Raw genomic sequence first — 20,926 nt, 5'->3', positions numbered from 1 at the left:
ATATCAATACCTTAGGAAATTCAATGATGCTTTCTCTACAGAAGTAAGATTGTGAACAAAAATCGAATTTTATTCCTGTGACCACTTTTCCATGAATCTTGGTAGCACTTGACGAAGCTGATCTTCAATAATTGTTTGTCTTAGCTGCGGGTCCATACTTTCAAGCGGGATGGAGGGTAACCAGATGACTTCCCCGTCCAATTCAATGCTTGTCCAAGCGGAATCCGTTGTCAAGTAAAACACATGTTTGAATGAAGCCGCTGAAATGTCCTGCGACAGCGTCCCTGCCATCGCTTGCAAATTCATCGACTGTGTATAGGCAAATGGTGGCATCAAAATCATACGCCCCTTGAATTGCGTTTCAATAAACGTTGCGAGATGCATAAGAAACTCTGAGGAAGATGTACTATTCTTCAAAGCACTAGGTGTTGTTTCTACTTTTAAAAGCGGGACAATTAACGTATCGATATACTCTTTCTGTTGCAAATATGTATCCATATCTTTTGCAGTCCAGTTCATTGTGTAAAACCTCCGTAATAAATCAGTAAAGGACCCCATCAAGGAAGGATGGTACTTAATCCTTCCCCTAGGAAGGACTGAACTACATCCTTCCCTAATTGAATGGAGTCATCAATCTTTCGATATCTTCATGTCATTCAACATGGCTGACAGTATGATAAACCGTTCCTTATCATTGGCATCGAGGGCTTCATCAACCCTTTTCATCAACGTATCCACCGTAGCAGATGCAACACTTTCCTCTAGAAGTTGCTGTGCAATTTTCCGATCACTCTCACTCACCTGCAAATAGGCAGGTAGGAATGGGTTCTCTTCACGTACACTTGCATACTGGGGACAGGCATGACTGTTCAAAAAGTTAAGCTGGATATACATCTTATCCTCTGGATGAAGTCTCAAATCGTGAAATGACTTCTCGGCATCAGCAGTCATCAAATTCCCTTTGTAAAAGCGGAATGGGATACTTTCCGACCCCGTAGTTGACATCACCATCGCTCGCGGACAATAATGTGCTTCATCCGTAAAGTGGACGTTGTGCAGAAGGTGTTCATGGCTAAGAAGATAGTTCAAAATCCACACACATTCACGGCGCTTCAATTTGTACTGCTTTAAGAACCATCGTACAAAATCCTTTTTAGCAGCAACAGGAATCATGGCCGTCATGTCACACCTCCTCATCATTTTGCGCTTCCAGATACGCTCTCCAATATTCATTTTCCGGAACAAGACTGACCAATTCTTTCACAACCACAAGGGCCTCCTCGCGCTTGCCTTCTTCTACTAAGAAATTGGCATAACTTTCAAGAAACCCGTGATCATCCCTCATTCCAACATATGCCTTACCATAGGATACGTATGCATCATCATATTGTTCATCACGCTCGTAGGCATACGCCATAAAGGCATTTAATAGAGGATGGTCCCCCCACTCCTCTTTCGTGTACGAAAGGAGTTCAAACAATTTTGCATCCTCTTCCCCTTCACTATAGAGGGACGCTAATGTAATCAGTGGCTCTACGTATTCGGGATCCAGGGCCAATGCTTCTTGTAAATGTCCTTCTGCCTCTTCAGGTAACCCCAGTTTCAAAGCTGATTTGCCCGCGGCTAATCTAAGTTCTTTATCAAACTCATCTCTGCGGATTCCATCTTTAAATAGGTCATACGCTTGTCGATCTTCACCCATAACAGACAAGGACTGTCCCGCCAGCATATAAGCAGAAAAGTAATCCGGGTCCATTTCAATTAAGTCGGTCAGATGCGCCACTGCTCTTTCTGCATTGCCGCTTTGGAAGTAAGCAAACGCTGCCCCGAAAAGGATATCCGGCAGCACTTGATCCTGCAACATTTTTTCATAGTAAGGGATTGCTTCCTCATACGCCGCTCCAGCGCTATACGTTTCCGCAAGCCTAGCTACCATGCTAATGCCGCCAATTTCATCCGTCTCCTCAAGCAAGTCAAGGTATAAACGGGCCGCTTCACCGTACTTACCGGATTCAAGGAGTAGTTCTGCATAGGCAAATCGGATAACAGGCTCATAAGGTACGAGTGTATGAGCTTCCTTAATCTTTGAAAGTGCTGCTTCTGCCATACCAGACATCTGGTAATAATCAGCTAATGCCAGAAGTGCTTGTACATACTCTTCATCGTCCGGACCTACATCTGTCAGCAGGAGAAGTGCTTCGTCTTCTTCCCCAAGTTCAAGTAACGTACTGGCACGATCGATCTTAAGCTGCGCCTCATCTGGTAAATGAAGAAGTAATGTTTCATAGATACGGTCGGCTTCTCCCATGAATCCATAATCTACAAGTAGCCCCGCTGCTTCATAAAGCATATCAAAATCGGTTGACTCATTTAATTGCTCGATAAGACGACCGAGTGCGTCGACATCGCCTTCCTGAATATATCTTTCAACTTGCTGTAACTGTCCCATATTTTCACCTGTTCTTTCACATTGTATACATTCGTCTATTAGCCTTGAATGTTTACCCCGTAGTATCGGGTAATAAGACCCTTACTTCAAGATTATCATACCATAAATGAACGGTGACAAGTGCCCGTAAAAGCCCGTCTAGTTCGACTAATAATCAGCAGGAGATGAGTCCTCCTGCTGATTACCGCTTCACTTTACAGGAAAGGCAAGTTTTTCGAGATCATTGAAGAAAGTCGGATAAGAAATATTGATGCATGAAGGATCTTCAATAACTACTGGACCCGATGCCGCTAGCGCCGCTATTCCAGCCATCATACCGATACGATGATCACCATAAGAGGCGAGTGTACCGCCCGTCAACGGAGTCGGTCCATGGATGATCATGCCATCTTCCGTCTCTTCAATCTGCGCGCCAAGTTTCTTCAGTTCTGTTGTCACTGCTGTAATTCTGTCTGTCTCTTTGACGCGCAGTTCAGCGGCATCTTTGATCACTGTTACGCCATGTGCTTGCGTCGCGAGTAAAGCGATGACTGGCAACTCATCAATCAGTTTCGGAATGAGTTCACCACTAATTTCCGTAGCATGCAATCCATCGTGTGAAATATTGACTGTACCATAAGGTTCACCTAGTCCATCCGATTGCTCAAGAATGTCAATCTTTGCACCCATAGCCTTCAATACATCCAGTATGCCGGTCCTTGTTGGATTAAGACCTACATCTTTGAATGTTACAGAACTTCCTTTTATCATTGCCGCCGCAGCCATGAAAAATGCTGCAGACGAAATATCACCCGGTACACGGACATCCGTTCCACTAAGCATACGACCACCAGTGACACGTACTGTGTTGCCATCCTTCTGAATATCCGCTCCAAATTGCTCTAGCATCCGTTCTGTATGATCACGTGACACGGTCTCTTCACTAACAGTTGTCTGCCCCCCTGTAGTTAAGCCCGCAAAAAGAATCGCCGATTTCACTTGAGCACTAGCGATAGGCATCTCATAATCAATTGGTGTGAGTGCCCCCCCTGTAATGGTAAGTGGTAGGAGATTGCTGTCCGCTTCACCAGCGATTGACGCTCCCATTGATTTCAATGGAATTGATACCCTGTTCATAGGTCGTTTTGACAGGTATTCATCCCCTGTTAGGACGCAAGTGATACGGGATGCGGCAAGTATGCCTAGTACCAAACGTGCAGTCGTACCTGAATTGCCTGCATACAGATTGTCGGATGGCTGATGCCAGTCTTGCATGCCGGGACTTTCCACCGTTACATCTGTACCATTTCTTTCAATGTTTACACCAAGCTGCCTGAATATATCAATGGTCCGCAAACAATCTTCCCCGTCCAGGAAGCCCGAGATCGACGTTTTCCCTTTAGCAATCGAGCCCAACATGATGGCACGATGTGAAATCGATTTATCGCCTGGCACAGTAATTTCGCCCTTCAATACAGGTTGCTCGAACGCTACTTTTTTCATTTCTATCAAGAAAATCCCCCCTAATCAGATAATCCACGAACTCAAACGATTTGCATACTATACTCCATTGTTTTGGCAAGTGCCGATTTGGCATGCTCACGGTCCTCTGCGCTTTGGAAGCTAATTACAAGAATACCAAAGACATCTGTGCGTGTTTCAACGATACGAATATTCGTCAAGCTAATTCGCTCATCCGCCAATACTTTTGTAATTTCCGATATAATCCCCGGATGGTCAGGAATATCAATATGCAAATCGAACGTCATGAATAGTGCTCCTTGCGACGTAATCGGCAAGTCGTCCCGAAACTTTTTTGCTCCAGCGAAATAATCATAGATTTCAGCAGGATTGTTTGATGTTAACATCTCCCGAACATGCCCCATCTCCTCAAGCCAGCCGTCTAGTTGTTTCAACAGTTCTACCCGGTTCTGTGTTGTAATATCTCGCCACATGACGGGATCTGCCGAGGCGATACGTGTTAAATCACGGAAGCCGCCCGCTGCCAATTTATTGACAAACGGTTGCGATTGTTGTTGTGCTGAAAGCCTTCCTACAAGGGAGGATGCTACGAGATGCGGAAAATGGCTGACAATGGCCGTCATCCGGTCATGTTCTTCAGCATCCAGTACCACAACTTTCCCTTTCGTCGGCTCAAGCAATTGACGCAAACATTTAACCCGATTACTATCCGTTCGTGAATCTGGTGTTAATATGTAATACGCATTTTCGAACAGATGTCCTTTAGCGGCAGTGACACCACTTTTATGGGACCCCGCCATTGGATGACCACCAATAAACGTAATGCCCCGTTCGAGTAACAATCTAGCTGCATCCATGATTGGACCTTTTGTACTTCCCGTATCCGTCATAATAACATTTTCTTTAAACGTCCATTCACTTGCCTGTTGCATCATAGCGACGGTCGTATTGACTGGAGTCGCAAAGATAATCACATCTGCTTGTTCGCATGCATTTTCAATCGATGTAGCAATCGTATCGATAATTCCCCTACGAAATGCTTGATCCAATGTACTAAATGATTGGTCGTAGCCCGTTACATGTATTTCAGGATCTCGTTTCAGCGCAAGCCCCAGAGATCCTCCAATCAAGCCAAGCCCAATAATTGTAACGTTCAGTTTCATTTTGCTGAACCTTCTACGACTAGTAATGTATCAAGCGCAGCGAAGAAATCACTGTTCTGCTGTTCTGTTCCAATCGTCACACGGACATAACCGGGTGTTCCAAGTGCATTGCCACTTCTGATGATGAACCCTTGCTGCAATAATTGTTCAGCAGCTAGATCTGCATCACCAGGTACTGCTAGTAATACAAAGTTCGTTTCAGAATCGAACATATGCAGCTTCTTCTCAGTAGCATATTGTTTAAATCGGTCTCTTTGCTCGTGATTCACCTGACGGCATTGATGAATGAATGCTTGATCTGCCAACGCTTTTTCAGCAACAGCAAGTCCAATCGAATTATTATTAAATGGGTTTCGAACTTTATTGAGGTTAGCAATGATTTCCGGTTGGGCGATTGCATAACCAACTCTGAATGATGCCAGTCCATAGGCTTTTGAAAATGTTCGGAGAATAATAATATTCGGAAACTTCTCTAGCCACGTAACCGAATCTGTATGAGCATCCGCAGTGATATATTCAAAATACGCTTCGTCTAGCACCACCAGAATATGTTCTGGTACGCGTTCAAGGAATGCTTGTAATGTATCACTAGGTAACAAATTGCCTGTCGGATTGTTCGGATTACATACCCAGATGACAGAAGTTTCGTCATCTATTGCACGAACAAATCCTTCTAGATCATGTTGCCCGTCACGTAAAGGGATTTGTCTGATTTCAGCGCCTTCGATTTTCGCATTGTGTGCATATTGCGGAAATGTTGTCGTCGCCATGATAGTATTTGTTCCCTTGCCCAAAAGCGCTCTTGAAATGACCATGATGATTTCATCAGATCCATTGCCGAATAATAAAGTATCCTCGCTGACATCATGTTTAGCCGCAAGCTTGCTACGCAATGCACTCGCATAGCCGTCCGGATAGATTTCGTACTGGATGGCATCCGTTTCGATAAATTCTTTGACAGCTGGCGAACAGCCATATGGATTTTCGTTTGACGCAAGCTTTACAACTTCTTTCAGGCCATAAAGACGTATCACTTCTTCAATCGATCTGCCTGGTTTATATGGGGTCATCCCTTTAAGTGCGTGTTTCCAGTTCATCTTAATCCCTCCGGTCAATAGCCTGCATTATTTTTTTAAATCAGGGCGTAATTTAACAGCTTCGTTTTGATAAATATGGGCGATCTCTTGTTGCGAAATATCCGTATTCACATGCATGAGTGCTCTAATGCATAGCGGCATCGCCCCGGCCACATCCATCTCATGCGTGCACATAACAGGCACGTATGTCCAACCTTCAATCGAACGAACTGCTTTCGCCGGAAAAGTTGATGTCACATCTTTCGTTGTCGAAATTAGAACCGAAATGATATCGTCCGGTGAAATGTTATTAGCCTCCGCCATTTCGATGACAAGTGCTTCTGTTGCTGCGAGAACAGTCTTTTCTTCATCACTTACGACCGTTGTCGCACCCCTTAATCCCCTAACCATTATTGCGTCCCACTCCTTCCGTTCGTTGCCTTAACTGATCAAACGCTTGTTTACACTGCTCTTTCGACAGTTCTTTCACATAGGGGTTACCTACGCCATCTAGCAATACAAAATTCATTTTACCAAAAGAAGCCTTTTTATCTTTTTCCATATAATTCATAAATACTTCGAATGAATAATCATAAATCGGTTGGAATGTATAGCCATGTGTGCCCGCAAACGCGATAACACGGTTCGTCAATTGTTCATCAATCGCTCCGTGTTCTTCGCTTAAAATAAGACTGTAGGCCATGCCAATCATCACTGACTCTCCGTGGCTCAAGCCGCCGAATCCACATGCCGCCTCAACTGCATGGCCAAACGTATGGCCAAAGTTAAGGTATTTCCTTGTGGATCGCTCAAATTCATCTTCTGCAACGATTTTCGCCTTGACTTCAATGCCCTTTAACAACTCTCCTGCCAACCAATCGGTAGCCGGTTGTGAGAACGTGGAATGAGCCAATAAGTCATCTGCCCACTCTGCGTCCGATATAATGGCGTGTTTCAACAGTTCTGCCATGCCCGACCGAATTTCTTTCGGCGGTAAAGTTTCGAACAGTGACGTATCAAAAAGGACTCCGACTGGTTGATGAAAAGAGCCAACCATATTTTTCCCTTCCGGCATATTGATGGCTGTTTTACCACCCACCGCGCTGTCATGCGCCAAAATGGTTGTTGGGCATTGTAGAAAACGAATACCTCTCATAAATGTCGCCGCAACGAATCCCGTTAAATCACCACAAGCCCCGCCACCAAATGCGATAACAAGTGAATCTCGTGTGAATTTTTGTTGTAGAAGAAATGATAGACAATCGATGTATACAGCGGAAGTTTTACAACTTTCGCCTGCCGGTACCGTCTTAATGACGATTTCGCGATTTAAAGGTGCCAACGCCCGTTCTAAGAGCGGCAAATGGATGGCTGCAACTTGTTCATCCACTATAATTGCAATGCGGTCCGTTCGCTCGAACAGCTCTGCATAATCAGTTGCAAACAATTCATACGTATTTTGACCAATATGGACATCATATTCATGATTCTTGATATTAACCGTGAGCTTCCCCATATTAAAACTCCTTTACGTAGCGCCTGTATTGTGCAATCTCCTCTTTAAGCCCGTCCATCGTATCCGAACGAAACTCCTCCATAATGGCTTTTGCCATTTCTGTTGCAATGACATGCTCTGCTACAACAGAAGCCGCCGGAACTGCACAAGGATCAGAGCGCTCAATTGTCGCCACAAACGGTTCTTTCGTATCGATATCTACACTTTCGAGCGGTTTGTATAGCGTAGGAATTGGTTTCATGACGCCTCTCACGACAATCGGCATCCCTGTCGTCATGCCGCCTTCAAGACCACCCAACCGGTTGGACTTACGGTAATAACCCTGTTCTTCACTCCAAGCAATCTCATCATGCACCTGACTACCCGGCAGATTGGCCATTTCAAAACCAAGCCCAATTTCAACACCCTTAAACGCATTGATGCTCATCATTGCTCCTGCAAGCTTACCGTCCATTTTGCGGTCAAATTGAACATAGCTTCCAATTCCAGGAGGACATCCTTCGATAATCACTTCCACAACGCCACCAACTGTATCTCCACGGCCCTTCGCATCGTCAATGGCTTGTACCATCTGTTTGGACGCTTCAGGGTCTGCGCAGTAGACAGGGTCGTTCTCAACGATGTCACGAAGCTCCTGCGTCCCTTTTCCTGCATATGTATTCGGATTTGTTGTAAACCCTCCAATATCAGTTACATGTGCGACTGTTTCGATATCAAGTTCGCGCAGGAATTGTTTAGCTACTGCACCAATTGCCACACGCATTGTTGTTTCACGAGCAGATGACCGTTCAAGTACATTGCGTAAATCCCGATGACCATACTTCATACCTCCGACAAGATCGGCATGACCCGGTCTTGGCCTTGTTATCTGCCTCTTCACATCTTCAGGCTTTACATCCTCCGGTAATGGTTCGACGCCCATAATGCTCGTCCAATGTTTCCAGTCATCATTGACCACTGTCAGTGTCACCGGCGAGCCAAGCGTCTTACCGTGGCGAACGCCTGATGAAATGATCACCTGATCTTTTTCGATTTGCATTCGTCGACCCCGACCATGCCCTCCTTGGCGTCGTGACAATTCACCATTTATCATTTCAGCCGTCAATTCCATTTGGGCAGGAAGCCCTTCGATAATTGCTGTCAATTGTGGACCATGTGATTCTCCAGCTGTGAAATACCTCATTCCATTTCCTCCTCTGTCGGATAATTTTAACATCCGTTTTATAGCACTCTACCAAAGTAAAGTTCTTTTGACTATATGTTTATATGAAAAATATCCGGAAAGTTATCCGGATATTTAAAGTTTTCTTATACTTTCCTATAAAAGAACGTGTCTTCAGACTCTAAACCATATTTTGCCGGATTGAATATTTGCTCGGTACTTCCTACAAAAAGAATCCCACCCGGTTTCATCGACTTGGAAAAATTCATGTAAATTTGGTCTTTTGCTTCTTCTGTGAAATAAATCATCACATTGCGACAAACGATTAAATCAAAACCGGTATCGTAGCGATCATTCAATAAATTTTGCTGTTTAAACGACACAGTTCTCTTAATTTCATCATTGACCTGATAATACTGACCTTCATTGACAAAATATTTTTTAACAATTGGTGCAGGTACTTCTTTTAGTGCCCTATCAGGATAAAGTCCAACTTTCGCTCGTTCAATGACACCCAGATCTAAATCCGTCGCTAAAATAGAGATATCACGAATGGGCACATGTGTGGCTAATACCATGGCAAGGGAATAAGGTTCTTCCCCTGTGGAACACGCCGCACTCCAAATCTTCAGTTTTTTATTTTGGGCAAGCAACTTCGGAAAAATCTTTTTTTCAAGCACGTCCCACCGCTGGGCGTTACGATAAAATTCAGAGACGTTAATGGTCATCCTGTCGAGAAATTCCTCAAGTAGTTCTTTATCATTATGTATCGCATCGAAATAATCCTTAAAATTTCGATACCCTTTCTTTTCATAAAGGGACGTCAGTCTTCTTTTCATCTGGGCTTCTTTGTAAAGTGACAAATCAATTCCCGTTTTCTTTTTTATATTCTCTATAAATACAGCATAATCCGGCAATGTAACCCCTCCCGTTCATATGTTCTTTCAAGTATAGCCGATTGGGAACAATTACGGAATAACAAAAAACAGCCAAGCACGAATGCAAGGCTGTTTATCAACTATTAGTTAATCCAGTTGTTCATCGTTTTGTCATAAGAGACAAGTTCTTCTTCTTTGAAGAAAAGACCGATTTCACGAACTGCAGATTCTGGTGCATCAGAACCGTGAATGATGTTTTTACCAACAGTAACTGCGAAGTCACCACGGATTGTTCCTGGTGCAGATTCTTTCGGGTTTGTTGCTCCTGTCATTAGACGACCTACAGAGATAACGTTTTCGCCTTCCCATACCATTGCAAAAACAGGACCTGAAGTGATGAAGTCAACAAGCTCGCCGAAAAATGGACGCTCTTTATGTTCAGCGTAATGTTGTGCAGCAAGTTCTGGTGTGATTTGCATAAGTTTAGCGCCTGCAAGTTTAAATCCTTTGCTTTCAAAACGACCAACGATTTCTCCGATTAGATTACGTTGTACGCCGTCAGGTTTAACCATTAAAAATGTTCTTTCCATGTGTAAACACTCCTTCTTGTATGTAGCTGGATTTCTCCTTGTCGATCGTACCACCAGATGCACAATCTTTCAACTGTTAGATTGCGCAAATTCGTTCAGATATCTGGCGGTGGCCTTTTAACCTTACTTAGTAAGGTTAGTAATTTCGTTTCCCAATAAATTCAGCAATTTGCACGAATGCTTTTTTCGCACTGCCTTTGGGGAGATCGTTTAATTCATCGAGCGCTTTTTGTAAATATAAATCGCTCACTTGTTGCGCTTTTTCAATCGCGCCTGTCCCCCGAATATATATCAGCATTTCTTCACGGTCCGCCCCCGTCAACGTCCCATCAAATGAACGCTCCATATAGGGTTGAAATACAGGGTCATCTTTTATGTATAGGATTGGTAATGTCAGATGGCCATTCAACAAATCACTACCTGCTGGTTTTCCAAGTTGTTCGTCTGTCGATGTAATATCAAGAATATCATCCACAATTTGAAAAGCCATTCCTGCGTAATAACCGAAACGACGCATCTTCCTCACAACCGTGGGATCGGCTTGTGAAACGAGGGCGCCTAGTTCACAACTGGATGACAACAGAAGTGCTGTCTTCCGTTTTATGCGGCGCAAATAATCTCGGATGGTCTGATCCGTTTTTCGCTGATGATCAATCTGTATAATTTCGCCTTTGCAAATTTCAAGCATAGTTTCTGCAAGCAGTTGGTGGACTGCAGGCAATTTAATTTCACCAATGGATGTCAGCGCACGCGAAAAGATGAAATCCCCCGTATACATCGCAATCCGATTATCCCAACGTGCCTTCACCGTCTCAAACCCCCGGCGCATATCTGCATCATCAATGACATCATCATGGACGAGAGACGCCATATGGACGAGCTCAAGAGAGACAGCAACCTTTGCCACATCCTCCAAAGAGTACGAGCCAAATTTAGATGCAAGAATCACAAAGATTGGCCGGATTCTTTTCCCACCCGCACGAAGTAAGTGAAGTGAGGCTTGCTGAATGATCGGGGAAGATGAATTGACGGATCGTTCAAGTTCCTTTTCTATATAGGCGATGTCCTTTCGGAAATCGGCATAAAGTGTCATTAACTTCAATTTCTCCAAAACGATTACCTTCCCCTGCGGTCTTTATTATTTATATCCTACATGGCCCGCCGCCGCACCACCGCTATATGATTTATAAGACACGGTTGTAAAGCCTGCATCAGTGAATAGCTGGGCAAGCTCTTTCATCCCCGGAAAATCATCCGCAGATTCTTGCAGCCATGAATATTCCTTATAACTTTTTGCAAACACTTTTCCAAGTACAGGCATGACAAACTTGAAATAAAAGCGGAACAGCTGTCTATAGCCCGGTAATTCAGTTTGCGATGTTTCCAAGCAAGCAATCATACCGCCTGGCTTTAGGACACGATTCATCTCTTTCAATACAGTTAAATAATCCGGTACATTACGCAAACCAAAACCAATTGTCACGTAATCAAATGAATTATCCGGGAAAGGTAATTCCATTGCATTTCCCTGTACAAGTGTAATGTTAGGATACTTTGCAGTTTTAGGACGACCCGCTTCTAGCATTCCTTCACTAAAATCCAGTCCAGTTACATGGCCCGTCGTTCCAGCTGCTTCCGCTAGTGCAATCGTCCAATCCGCCGTCCCGCAACAGACGTCTAGTGCTTTCGCTCCCTCGTGAACATTCATCCGTTTCATAATGTCATCACGCCATTTTTTATGTTGGTTAAAACTAATGACAGAATTCATCTTATCGTAATCGACAGATATTTTTTCAAAGACTTTATGGACCTTTTGTTCTTTTAGTGTCGCCAAGTGTCATACCTCGTTTCTTTAGATCAGTTTACCAAGAAGCGGTACCGCAAGACTGCCAATTTCTTGTTGTAAAGATGGCTTCAGAAAACTAGCTGCCTGAACCGCCTGTTGCACTTCGGAATGGAGCTGAGCTATCGCCTGGTCAACATGAATAGCTTTTGTATTTCGGTTATACCATCCACGCTCCAATCGGAGAAGTGGCAATACAGTATTGGCCAGTGTAGCATATTGTGAAAAACCGAATGTATGTAAAAAGTCTGCTATACATCCCGCTTCGACGATTCGGATGGACTCAACCAATTGTGTTGGCTCATCTGGAAATTGTTGATGAAGGGTTGTCTTCACCTCATTAATTTGCCCAATTGTACCCGACAATGATTGAATGAAGCCCAATTCCGGAATCGACGCAAGTAGTCGATAATAGACACCACTAAAATGATCACCTGATAATACAGAAAGCTGTTGTTGCTTTGATGTGGCATCCGAGACATCAATTGTATCATGCGCATCAAATGCTGCATGCACCGCCCCCACTGCGAGGGCCGACGTGTTTAAGTGCTCCGTCCACTTCTCTCCGTTCAACATCGGTAACAAAAGGAAGAAGACCTTCGTCGGATCAATCGGTGCCTGTCCAACATCTCTCTCCACGACTGGCTCGTGAAGGACATGCTTCAACTCTGCTATATAATTTTCAATTTGTCGTTTAATTATTTGTCTTTCCATCGTCGGATCTCCATTCAAAGACGTCTCCGGAAGAGTGTGTCTTGGAGCGAATTATTCCTTCGCTTCGCTTGACACGACACCATATGCGGTATGAACGTCGGCTTTGCCCCGTATTTTCATCGCTGACGTATGTTCAGTGAACTGTGCAATCATCACTTCACCACGATCTAATTTTTCCGTATGGTGAAACTTTGTATCATTGCCTCTTGTCAGTCCGATGACGTTCACGCCATCCTCTTGTGCTTTAATAACAATATAGTCTGGTTGTGTCAACTGTATCTCTCCCGTCAGTTATATACAGCTCAATCATATCATAAAGAAGGAGTTACCCGCAAAGACCTCAAGACATTTTTATGAGCGATAAAATTTCAGCCCGTTTTATATCGTCATGTTCATAGATGCCCCGTGCTACTGTCGTTACTGTTTTCGCTCCTGGTTTCTTAATGCCTCGCATTGTCATACACATATGCTCTGCCTCAATCACAACATAGACACCGATAGGATTCAACATCTCCATCATCGTTTCAGCGACGGTCGATGTTATTCTTTCTTGTAATTGTGGTCTTCTCGCAGTTGTTTCAACAGCCCTTGCCAATTTACTGAGTCCGGCAACGACGCCATCACGAGGGATATAAGCGATATGTGCATGGCCGTAAAACGGAACAAGGTGATGCTCACACATGGAGTGGAACGGTATATCTTTGACCAGTACAACCTCGTCATGATTTTCATGGAAAACCGTTTTAAAATAATCTTTTGGATCTTTATTTAATCCTTCAAATACCTCGGCATACATTTTCGCAACCCGCTTCGGAGTGTCGATCAGACCTTCACGTTCCGGATTTTCACCGATCGCTTCAAGGATCATTGTAACCGCCTTCTCTATTTTCCTATAATCGACATCATTCATCATAAAATCCCCCTCAATCGGAAATAAAGCTATTCCAACAGAAATAGTAGCATACTCCCTCATTTCCGTACAGTTCACATGCTTCTTTACTTTCTTGGTGCCAGCCGCTGGCACCAAGAAAGTAAAGAAGCCCGACCAAAGTATCTGATAATCAGATACGCCGGACGGACTTCTATGTAAACTTAAAGATTATTTCACCGCGTCTTTAAGCGCTTTACCTGCTTTAAAAGCAGGAACTTTGCTTGCTGCGATATCGATCTCTTCCCCAGATTGTGGGTTACGTCCTTTACGAGCTGCACGCTCACGAACTTCAAAGTTTCCGAAACCAATCAATTGTACTTTCTCACCTTTTGCAAGAGTAGACTGGATCGTATCGAATACAGCTTCAACAGCTTTTGTAGCATCTTTCTTCGTTAGACCTGCTGCCTCGGCCACAGAGTTAATCAATTCTGTTTTATTCACACCATTCACCTCCCCTCAAAGGAAATCAATAACCTATCAATACTGTAAAAAGAGTATCACAACCAAAACCATGACGCAACAATATTATCGCCATTTCCCCATTATCATGCACTTTCCTCTTAAAAACGCAGAAAAAGATCCGTTTTTGACGGATCTTTCTCCTTTAAACGATAAATGTTATCATGCCTTTATTTCCATCGTTCACCATTTGTTCAATGGTTTCACGCAGACGTTTTCGTGCATTTTGTGGTACAGAAGCTGTTTTAAATCGAATACTTTCCTTCATAACTTCATGGAGTGGAGTACCAAAAAGTTGTGTTTCCCAGAGCGCCTCTCTGTCATGTAAATATGCATTCTTCAATTCTTTTAATAGATGATGACTATGGAATTCTGACCCAATTAAAGGAGAAAATTCCGCTTCCATATCAACCCGAATAATGTGAAGTGACGGCGCCGTCGCTTTCATCCGAACACCAAAAAAGTTATTCTGCTTAATCAATTCTGGGGCAGTAGGATTGAAATCCTCAATCGTCGGCAATGCGACTCCGTACCCTTGTTTTCTAGCTGTATCAATCGCTTCTGCGTACATATTATAAGACTTCTTCGCTTTCGAGGCTTCTTGCACAAATAATAACCAATCTTTCTTTGTACCAATTTCCTGCCCTGTAATGTTCTCACAAATTTCACGGAATGCCTGTTCATCCATGTCAATCTTCACAATTGCTCTGCCTTTACCCGCGTCTACTTCAATAACTTCAGCATTTCTAACATACTTTTCATCTTTCAGTCTTTCTGCAAGTTCCTGTACTTTACGAATCTTTGATGCTCCTAGAAAGCCTTCATTCACTACCCTATCAATATTGGCATTCAACTCATGCTCGCTACCAAGTACATCCATCCAATCCGGCTTCTGGACGTCGATATCAGTAATCGGGAACTCATAAAGAGCTTCTTTTAAGATGAGTTGGATCTCCTGTGCATTTAACTGATCCGCACTAATCGCAATAACAGGTACTTCATACCTTTCATGAAGGCTTTGTTTCAAAGCCACCGTTCGCTCATTTGCCGGCATTTTAGAGTTCAAAACGATGACAAACGGTTTGCCAATGTCTTTCAACTTGCTAATAATCTCTTCTTCTGCAACTTCTGCTGCGGCCCGTGGAATATTGTTGACGGTTCCATCCGTTGTCACCAGAATACCTATAGTGGAGTGGTCCCGAATGACTTTGTCCGTGCCAATGCGGGCCGCCTCTTCGAACGGTATCGGTTCGTTATGCCATGGTGTGTGGACGTATTTAGGACCATCCTCGTCTTCGTACCCCTTTACACCATCAATTACATAGCCTACACAATCAGCAAGCCGAATCTGGAATTTCAACTCCCCATCCCCCACAGCAACCGAAGTTCCTTGTGCAGGTACAAATTTAGGTTCCGATGTCATAATAATGGGCCCTGGTGAACTTTGGGGAAGTTCGTCCTGTGCTCGAATCCGATCCGACGCTTCCGTCATGTTCGGAATGACGACTTCCTCCATTACCCTTTTCACGAATGTAGATTTCCCAACACGCACAGGGCCAACAACTCCGATGTAAATGTCACCGTCAGTACGCCTAGCTAGATTTTCATATAGTTCCTCTTTCAATCCATCGCCCTCCTTTTCTTCGCATATTAGTTTATGTATAGAAAAAACGTTTCATGCGCGTAGCATGAAACGTTTTTTATTTTATTTCTGTCATGAAGATAGGTTCGTTCTGATCATTCACTGTATAAGGTCGTGAATAAGCCGGTAACACCGGATAATTATCCGCCAATAAGTAACGGATATCTTCTCCTTCTTTGACATCAGGCTGTTGTTCTTTCAATATTCGATTTAAGTCAATCGAATAATCAATATAAAACTTCCCATCCCCAGCAATCACAATCGGCAAAAAAGTATCTGAATAAGGACTCGGTACTGTCAAAGGTTCTTTGAAACCCATCGCCTTAAAATCAACTGTATACACATTTTCACCAACAGCATCATTGAACGGCACGCGGCCATTGATCTGCTTCCGTAGATTCAATTCACGAATCCGCTCCGCTGATCGCAAATCGACTAACTTAACTGTCGGATTATTCTCAACATCCATGAGGACATATTGATATATCCCGCCTGTTTCATAGCTATTTGAAGGCGGTTTTTCCGTATAAGTGGGAATTATTTGGGCAAATTCAATCGGATATTTGATATAGATATCCGTTTCAGCATCTCTTGTTTTGATCGGCAATAAGCCGCCAGTGCTTTCCTGGTAGGCGTCAACAGCTTTTTGAATCGTCTCTAACTGATCCGCGTAAGGAGTCTCTCGAGTCACCTTTTCATCATCTGGGTACATACTACAACCAGTAAGTATCAAAATAATAGATGAGAAGAGAACAATCCCTATTCTTTTCATATTCACCATCATGCTGCTCCTCCCGTCGGACCATTAAACACAAGGTAAATCATCGCCAAAAATGAGAAAATAAGTAAAGCGTACGCAATGATTGCAAATAATAATTTAAGTATTTTATTTTGAAGCTTATGTCTGCTCGCATAAATAAGACCCATGGAAATAACCATGAATCCCATTGCATAAAAAGAAAGCCACATTTTATCCATTGAGGACAAGATAAGTCACCCTTTCTTAAAGTTCAAATACACCTCGGCTTATTTGCGCCCAGATTTTGAATTAAGCTTGTACTAGCTGAAAGTAGGTCTGCAACTGAAAAGGATTTAACTATATCCTTCTCAGTTGCGGCAAATTCGGTTTACCTTTCCAATCCTTTCAAAATCTGGGGCACCCATCAAAGATTTCAACTTTATTCGGCAATGGTATGCAGAATAAAATTCAATCAACGTTGGTCAAATAAATCTTCAACTTCTTGTTTTTTCATGCGGTTCATCAATTGATCGACTGCCTTTTTCGGTGGAACATCTTCAAATAACACCGAGTAAAGTGCTTCTGTAAGCGGCATAGAGACTTTATGGAGGGCTGCCAACTGGTGAGCTGCTTTAGCAGTTCTAACGCCTTCTATGACCATGCCCATACCTGAAACGACTTCTTCAAGGCTATTCCCTTTACCAAGCATGTTGCCCGCTTTCCAGTTACGCGAATGCACGCTTGTGCATGTCACAATTAAATCACCAAGACCCGTTAAACCTGAAAATGTTAAAGGATTTGCTCCCATCTTGGCACCTAGTCTTGAAATTTCCGCCAAGCCTCGTGTAATCAGCGCAGCTTTCGCGTTATCACCGTAGCCTAAGCCATCTGTTATCCCAGCAGCAAGCGCAATCACATTCTTTAGCGCGGCCCCAATTTCTACGCCAACAATATCAGGATTCGTATAGACGCGGAAATAATTGTTCATGAACATATCCTGTACCCGCTCTGCCGCCGCTAAATCAACCGAAGCAGCTGTCACAGTTGTTGGGTGTCTATAGACGACTTCTTCCGCGTGACTCGGACCCGAAAGTGCTACAATGGCATCCACCTTTTCAGGAGCCAATTCTTCCGCAATCATTTCAGATATTCGTTTCAAAGAATCAGGTTCAATCCCTTTGGAAACATGGACGATGAGTTTCTGCCCAATCGTCATGGCATTCAATTCGGAACATACTTGACGAATCCCTTTTGTCGGAACAGCAATGATGATAATATCACCGTGCATCGCTGCTTCATGTAGATCGGACGTCGCCCTTAAATTACTAGGCAAAGAAACACCAGGTAAATAAGCATGATTCGTATGTTCATCATTCAATTCGGCAGACTGGGTAGAGCGTCTTGCCCAGAGTAGACAGTCATGATCATTTTCAGCAAGGACAAAGGCAATTGCCGTTCCCCAGCTTCCAGCGCCGATAACAGTTACTTTCTCCATTGTATACATCCTTTCTTTGGGAACTCCTTAACTTCTTGCGCGTGTAATGAGTCGAATCGGCGTTCCTTCGAAGCCAAATGAATCCCGAAGACGGTTTTGTAAAAAGCGTTCATAGGAGAAATGCATAATTTCAGGTTCATTGACAAAGACAACGAAAGTCGGCGGCTTCACAGCAACTTGTGTCGCATAGTAAATACGTAGACGACGACCTTTTTCAGAAGGTGCCGGGTTTCTTGCAACAGCATCTTCAATGACTTCATTCAGTACACTTGATTGGATGCGCAGTGCATGATTTTCGCTAATCAACTTGACTTTATCAAACAATGACGTAACACGTTGCTTCGTTTTCGCTGACACAAACGCAATTGGCGCATAATCAAGAAATTGGAAGTTATCGCGGATGTCAGTAATGTATTTATTCATCGTCTTGTCATCTTTTTCGACAGCATCCCACTTGTTGACAACGAATAGAACTCCTTTACCTGCGTCTTCCGCGTAGCCGGCAATTCGCTTGTCCATCTCGCGGATGCCTTCTTCGCCATTAATTACAATCAGAACGACATCGGAACGGTCAATCGCTTTTAGCGCACGTAGAACAGCATACTTCTCCACGTTTTCATAGACCTTTCCTTTTTTACGCATCCCAGCTGTATCTATAATCTTATATTTCTGTCCGTCATATTCATAACTCGTATCAATGGCATCTACCGTTGTTCCAGCTATACTACTCACAATGACCCGTTCTTCACCTAAAAATGCATTGACGAGTGATGATTTTCCGACATTCGGTCTACCAATTAATGAAAAACGGATAACATCGTCTTCAATCGGTTCAGCACCTGGTTCTGGGAAACTTTTTGCGACTGCATCTAGCAAATCACCAAGTCCAAGTCCGTGAGAGCCCGAAACTGGATAAGGATCTCCAAATCCAAGGGAATAGAAATCATAAATCATGTCTCGCATATCGGGATTATCGACCTTATTTACAGCAAGGACGACAGGTTTTTTCGTTTTGTACAAAATTTTAGCTACTTGTTCATCCGCATCGGTTACACCTTCACGGCCATTCACAAGGAAAATAATAACATCCGCTTCGTCAATCGCAATCTCTGCTTGTAAACGGATTTGCTCAAGAAAAGGCTCGTCCCCGATATCAATCCCACCTGTGTCGATGAGGTTAAAATCATGCGTGAGCCAGTCTGCCGAGCTATAAATGCGGTCACGGGTAACTCCCGCAACGTCTTCTACAATCGAAATTCGTTCTCCAACGATTCGGTTAAAGATTGTCGATTTCCCGACATTCGGTCTTCCGACAATCGCCACTGTTGGTTTAGTCATAATCAAACATCCTTCCAGCTTATCTTCTGCATATTATACACTAAAAAGCGAATTGCGCCCACTTAGACGCGACATTCGCTAAAAGACCTGAAGATAAAAACATCCTTCGCCTTTATCAACAAGACCGAAACAACTCGAGCGGCTGACGCCCGCAGTCTAGACACACAAAAAAATGATGATGCTCGTAAAAGCATCATCATCCATGCAAGTACTTGTTCATATTGCTCACACACCATCAAAAATGGTGTGGTTAGTTTGAAAATTTCTTGAGTTGATCGCCAATCACATCACTTAAAGAAAATCCTGATGCTTCTTCAGGCATCTCGTAATCTCCATAAGCGTTATTATCTTCTTTTTCAATCAGATCTTTGATACTTAAAGATAAACGTTTCTCTTCACTGTTAACTTCCAATACTTTAACATCCACTTTTTGACCTTCCTGCAACACTTCATGCGGTGTGCCGATGTGTTGGTGGGAGATGCGTGAAATATGGACGAGCCCCTCGACACCCGGGAGTACTTCAACAAATGCCCCGTAAGACACGAGACGTTTTACAGTCCCTTCAAGCACTGTTCCTTTCGGCGCCTTGTCTTCAATCCCTTCCCACGGACCAGCCAATGTGTCTTTAATAGACAGTGAGATGCGTTCCGAGTCGCGGTCTACAGAAAGGATTTTCACATTCACTTTATCGCCTTCTTTAAGGACATCGGATACTTTGTCAATGTGATCATGTGACAATTGTGAAATATGGACTAGCCCGTCAATTCCACCGATATCTACGAATGCGCCGAATGTTGCAATACGCTGGACAGTTCCCTCAAGCACTTGACCTTCCTTGAGACCTTCCAAAACAACACCTTTTTGTGATTCTTTCTCTTCCTGAATAACTGCACGATGAGATAGGATAAGGCGATTTTTTTCTTTATCCATTTCAACGATTTTGAATGTCATCGTACGGCCTTTGTATTCTTCGAAGGTTTCGACGAAATAATCTTCCACAAGTGACGCTGGGATGAAACCACGCACGCCAAGGTCAACGACTAGTCCACCTTTGACGACGTCCTTAACTTCTGTTTCGATTGTTACTTTGTTATTAAATTTTTCTTCAAGAGAATCCCATGAGTCTTCCGCATCGACTTTCCGTTTTGATAGGACATACGCGTTATCTTCCACTTTCATGATGATCAATTCAAGTTCATCACCTTCTGCCACAGCATCTGCAGCTTTTTCAATGTGAAGGCTAGACAATTCACTAATTGGAATGACACCATCAAACGGTGCTCCCGAAATTTCAACTGTCACCGATTTCTCTTCAACCTTTGTCACTTTTCCTGTAACACGATCACCTTCATTGTAGCTGTTCACCGTTTCCAAATTCATCTCTTCAGTCATTATGTAGTCCTCCTCTATAAAGAATTCTACTTCTATATTATTCGAATCTACTCATAAAAACAAAAATTAACCCTTAT

General features: G+C 43.3%; 23 protein-coding genes. All 23 read right to left on the bottom strand.

The window, feature by feature from the left end; translation table 11 throughout:
* Positions 1-69: 69 nt before the first annotated feature.
* Complete coding sequence (locus tag ACIQ0H_RS03685; RefSeq protein ID WP_403411074.1) at positions 70-519, bottom strand: DUF2487 family protein; 450 nt, start codon at positions 517-519, stop codon at positions 70-72.
* A gap of 111 nt (positions 520-630) precedes the next feature.
* Entirely contained in the window at positions 631-1,182 is a 552-nt protein-coding gene (locus ACIQ0H_RS03680) for a ReoY family proteolytic degradation factor (RefSeq protein ID WP_403411071.1), read from the bottom strand.
* 1 nt (position 1,183) lies between these two features.
* Positions 1,184-2,449: a tetratricopeptide repeat protein gene (locus tag ACIQ0H_RS03675; RefSeq protein WP_403411068.1), complete on the bottom strand. Its 1,266-nt coding sequence runs from the start codon at positions 2,447-2,449 to the stop codon at positions 1,184-1,186.
* Positions 2,450-2,638: 189 nt separating this feature from the next.
* Positions 2,639-3,931 (bottom strand): 3-phosphoshikimate 1-carboxyvinyltransferase, encoded by a 1,293-nt coding sequence (gene aroA, locus ACIQ0H_RS03670; protein ID WP_403412348.1) that lies wholly within the window; start codon positions 3,929-3,931, stop codon positions 2,639-2,641.
* A gap of 41 nt (positions 3,932-3,972) precedes the next feature.
* A complete protein-coding gene (locus tag ACIQ0H_RS03665; protein ID WP_403411065.1) occupies positions 3,973-5,073 on the bottom strand; it encodes a prephenate dehydrogenase in 1,101 nt (366 codons plus the stop codon).
* On the bottom strand, positions 5,070-6,170 hold the full coding sequence (gene hisC, locus ACIQ0H_RS03660) for a histidinol-phosphate transaminase (protein WP_403411062.1): 1,101 nt from the start codon (positions 6,168-6,170) through the stop codon (positions 5,070-5,072). The genes ACIQ0H_RS03665 and hisC overlap by 4 nt, the downstream gene beginning before the upstream one ends.
* Positions 6,171-6,197: 27 nt before the next feature.
* Positions 6,198-6,560, bottom strand: coding sequence for a chorismate mutase (aroH, locus tag ACIQ0H_RS03655; protein ID WP_403411059.1), 363 nt, complete (start codon positions 6,558-6,560; stop codon positions 6,198-6,200).
* Entirely contained in the window at positions 6,553-7,665 is a 1,113-nt protein-coding gene (aroB, locus tag ACIQ0H_RS03650) for a 3-dehydroquinate synthase (protein ID WP_403411057.1), read from the bottom strand. Before aroB ends, aroH begins: the two co-directional genes overlap by 8 nt.
* Before the next feature lies 1 nt (position 7,666).
* Positions 7,667-8,848 (bottom strand): chorismate synthase, encoded by a 1,182-nt coding sequence (aroC, locus tag ACIQ0H_RS03645; protein WP_403411054.1) that lies wholly within the window; start codon positions 8,846-8,848, stop codon positions 7,667-7,669.
* A 125-nt stretch (positions 8,849-8,973) separates the two neighbouring features.
* Entirely contained in the window at positions 8,974-9,744 is a 771-nt protein-coding gene (locus tag ACIQ0H_RS03640; protein WP_403411051.1) for a CheR family methyltransferase, read from the bottom strand.
* Positions 9,745-9,848: 104 nt separating this feature from the next.
* The gene (gene ndk, locus ACIQ0H_RS03635) at positions 9,849-10,295 is read right to left on the bottom strand and encodes a nucleoside-diphosphate kinase (protein WP_403411049.1); all 447 of its coding nucleotides are present in this window, start codon (positions 10,293-10,295) and stop codon (positions 9,849-9,851) included.
* 136 nt (positions 10,296-10,431) lie between these two features.
* Positions 10,432-11,406 carry a polyprenyl synthetase family protein gene (locus tag ACIQ0H_RS03630; protein ID WP_403411046.1) on the bottom strand — a complete coding sequence of 325 codons (975 nt, stop codon included), beginning with the start codon at positions 11,404-11,406 and terminating at the stop codon, positions 10,432-10,434.
* 27 nt (positions 11,407-11,433) lie between these two features.
* Complete coding sequence (locus ACIQ0H_RS03625) at positions 11,434-12,129, bottom strand: demethylmenaquinone methyltransferase (RefSeq protein ID WP_403411043.1); 696 nt, start codon at positions 12,127-12,129, stop codon at positions 11,434-11,436.
* 18 nt (positions 12,130-12,147) lie between these two features.
* Positions 12,148-12,852 (bottom strand): heptaprenyl diphosphate synthase component 1, encoded by a 705-nt coding sequence (locus tag ACIQ0H_RS03620; RefSeq protein WP_403411040.1) that lies wholly within the window; start codon positions 12,850-12,852, stop codon positions 12,148-12,150.
* Between the two features lie 51 nt (positions 12,853-12,903).
* Complete coding sequence (mtrB, locus tag ACIQ0H_RS03615) at positions 12,904-13,125, bottom strand: trp RNA-binding attenuation protein MtrB (RefSeq protein ID WP_403411037.1); 222 nt, start codon at positions 13,123-13,125, stop codon at positions 12,904-12,906.
* Between the two features lie 67 nt (positions 13,126-13,192).
* Positions 13,193-13,762, bottom strand: coding sequence for a GTP cyclohydrolase I FolE (gene folE / locus ACIQ0H_RS03610; protein ID WP_403411034.1), 570 nt, complete (start codon positions 13,760-13,762; stop codon positions 13,193-13,195).
* 189 nt (positions 13,763-13,951) lie between these two features.
* Entirely contained in the window at positions 13,952-14,224 is a 273-nt protein-coding gene (locus ACIQ0H_RS03605; RefSeq protein ID WP_403411031.1) for an HU family DNA-binding protein, read from the bottom strand.
* 163 nt (positions 14,225-14,387) lie between these two features.
* Positions 14,388-15,866 carry a stage IV sporulation protein A gene (gene spoIVA, locus ACIQ0H_RS03600; RefSeq protein ID WP_403411028.1) on the bottom strand — a complete coding sequence of 493 codons (1,479 nt, stop codon included), beginning with the start codon at positions 15,864-15,866 and terminating at the stop codon, positions 14,388-14,390.
* A gap of 76 nt (positions 15,867-15,942) precedes the next feature.
* Positions 15,943-16,665, bottom strand: coding sequence for a hypothetical protein (locus ACIQ0H_RS03595; protein WP_403411025.1), 723 nt, complete (start codon positions 16,663-16,665; stop codon positions 15,943-15,945).
* A complete protein-coding gene (locus tag ACIQ0H_RS03590; RefSeq protein ID WP_403411022.1) occupies positions 16,665-16,862 on the bottom strand; it encodes a DUF2768 domain-containing protein in 198 nt (65 codons plus the stop codon). Before ACIQ0H_RS03590 ends, ACIQ0H_RS03595 begins: the two co-directional genes overlap by 1 nt.
* 233 nt (positions 16,863-17,095) lie before the next feature.
* Positions 17,096-18,118 (bottom strand): NAD(P)H-dependent glycerol-3-phosphate dehydrogenase, encoded by a 1,023-nt coding sequence (locus ACIQ0H_RS03585; RefSeq protein ID WP_403411019.1) that lies wholly within the window; start codon positions 18,116-18,118, stop codon positions 17,096-17,098.
* Positions 18,119-18,145: 27 nt separating this feature from the next.
* Positions 18,146-19,456 carry a ribosome biogenesis GTPase Der gene (der, locus tag ACIQ0H_RS03580; protein WP_403411016.1) on the bottom strand — a complete coding sequence of 437 codons (1,311 nt, stop codon included), beginning with the start codon at positions 19,454-19,456 and terminating at the stop codon, positions 18,146-18,148.
* Between the two features lie 250 nt (positions 19,457-19,706).
* The gene (gene rpsA, locus ACIQ0H_RS03575; RefSeq protein ID WP_403411014.1) at positions 19,707-20,849 is read right to left on the bottom strand and encodes a 30S ribosomal protein S1; all 1,143 of its coding nucleotides are present in this window, start codon (positions 20,847-20,849) and stop codon (positions 19,707-19,709) included.
* Between the last annotated feature and the right edge of the window lie 77 nt (positions 20,850-20,926).

Source organism: Sporosarcina sp. NPDC096371 (assembly GCF_044762865.1).
Taxonomy (GTDB): domain Bacteria; phylum Bacillota; class Bacilli; order Bacillales_A; family Planococcaceae; genus Sporosarcina.
The sequence above is the reverse complement of the archived record's forward strand: the minus strand, read 5'-3'. Positions and strand labels throughout refer to the sequence as shown.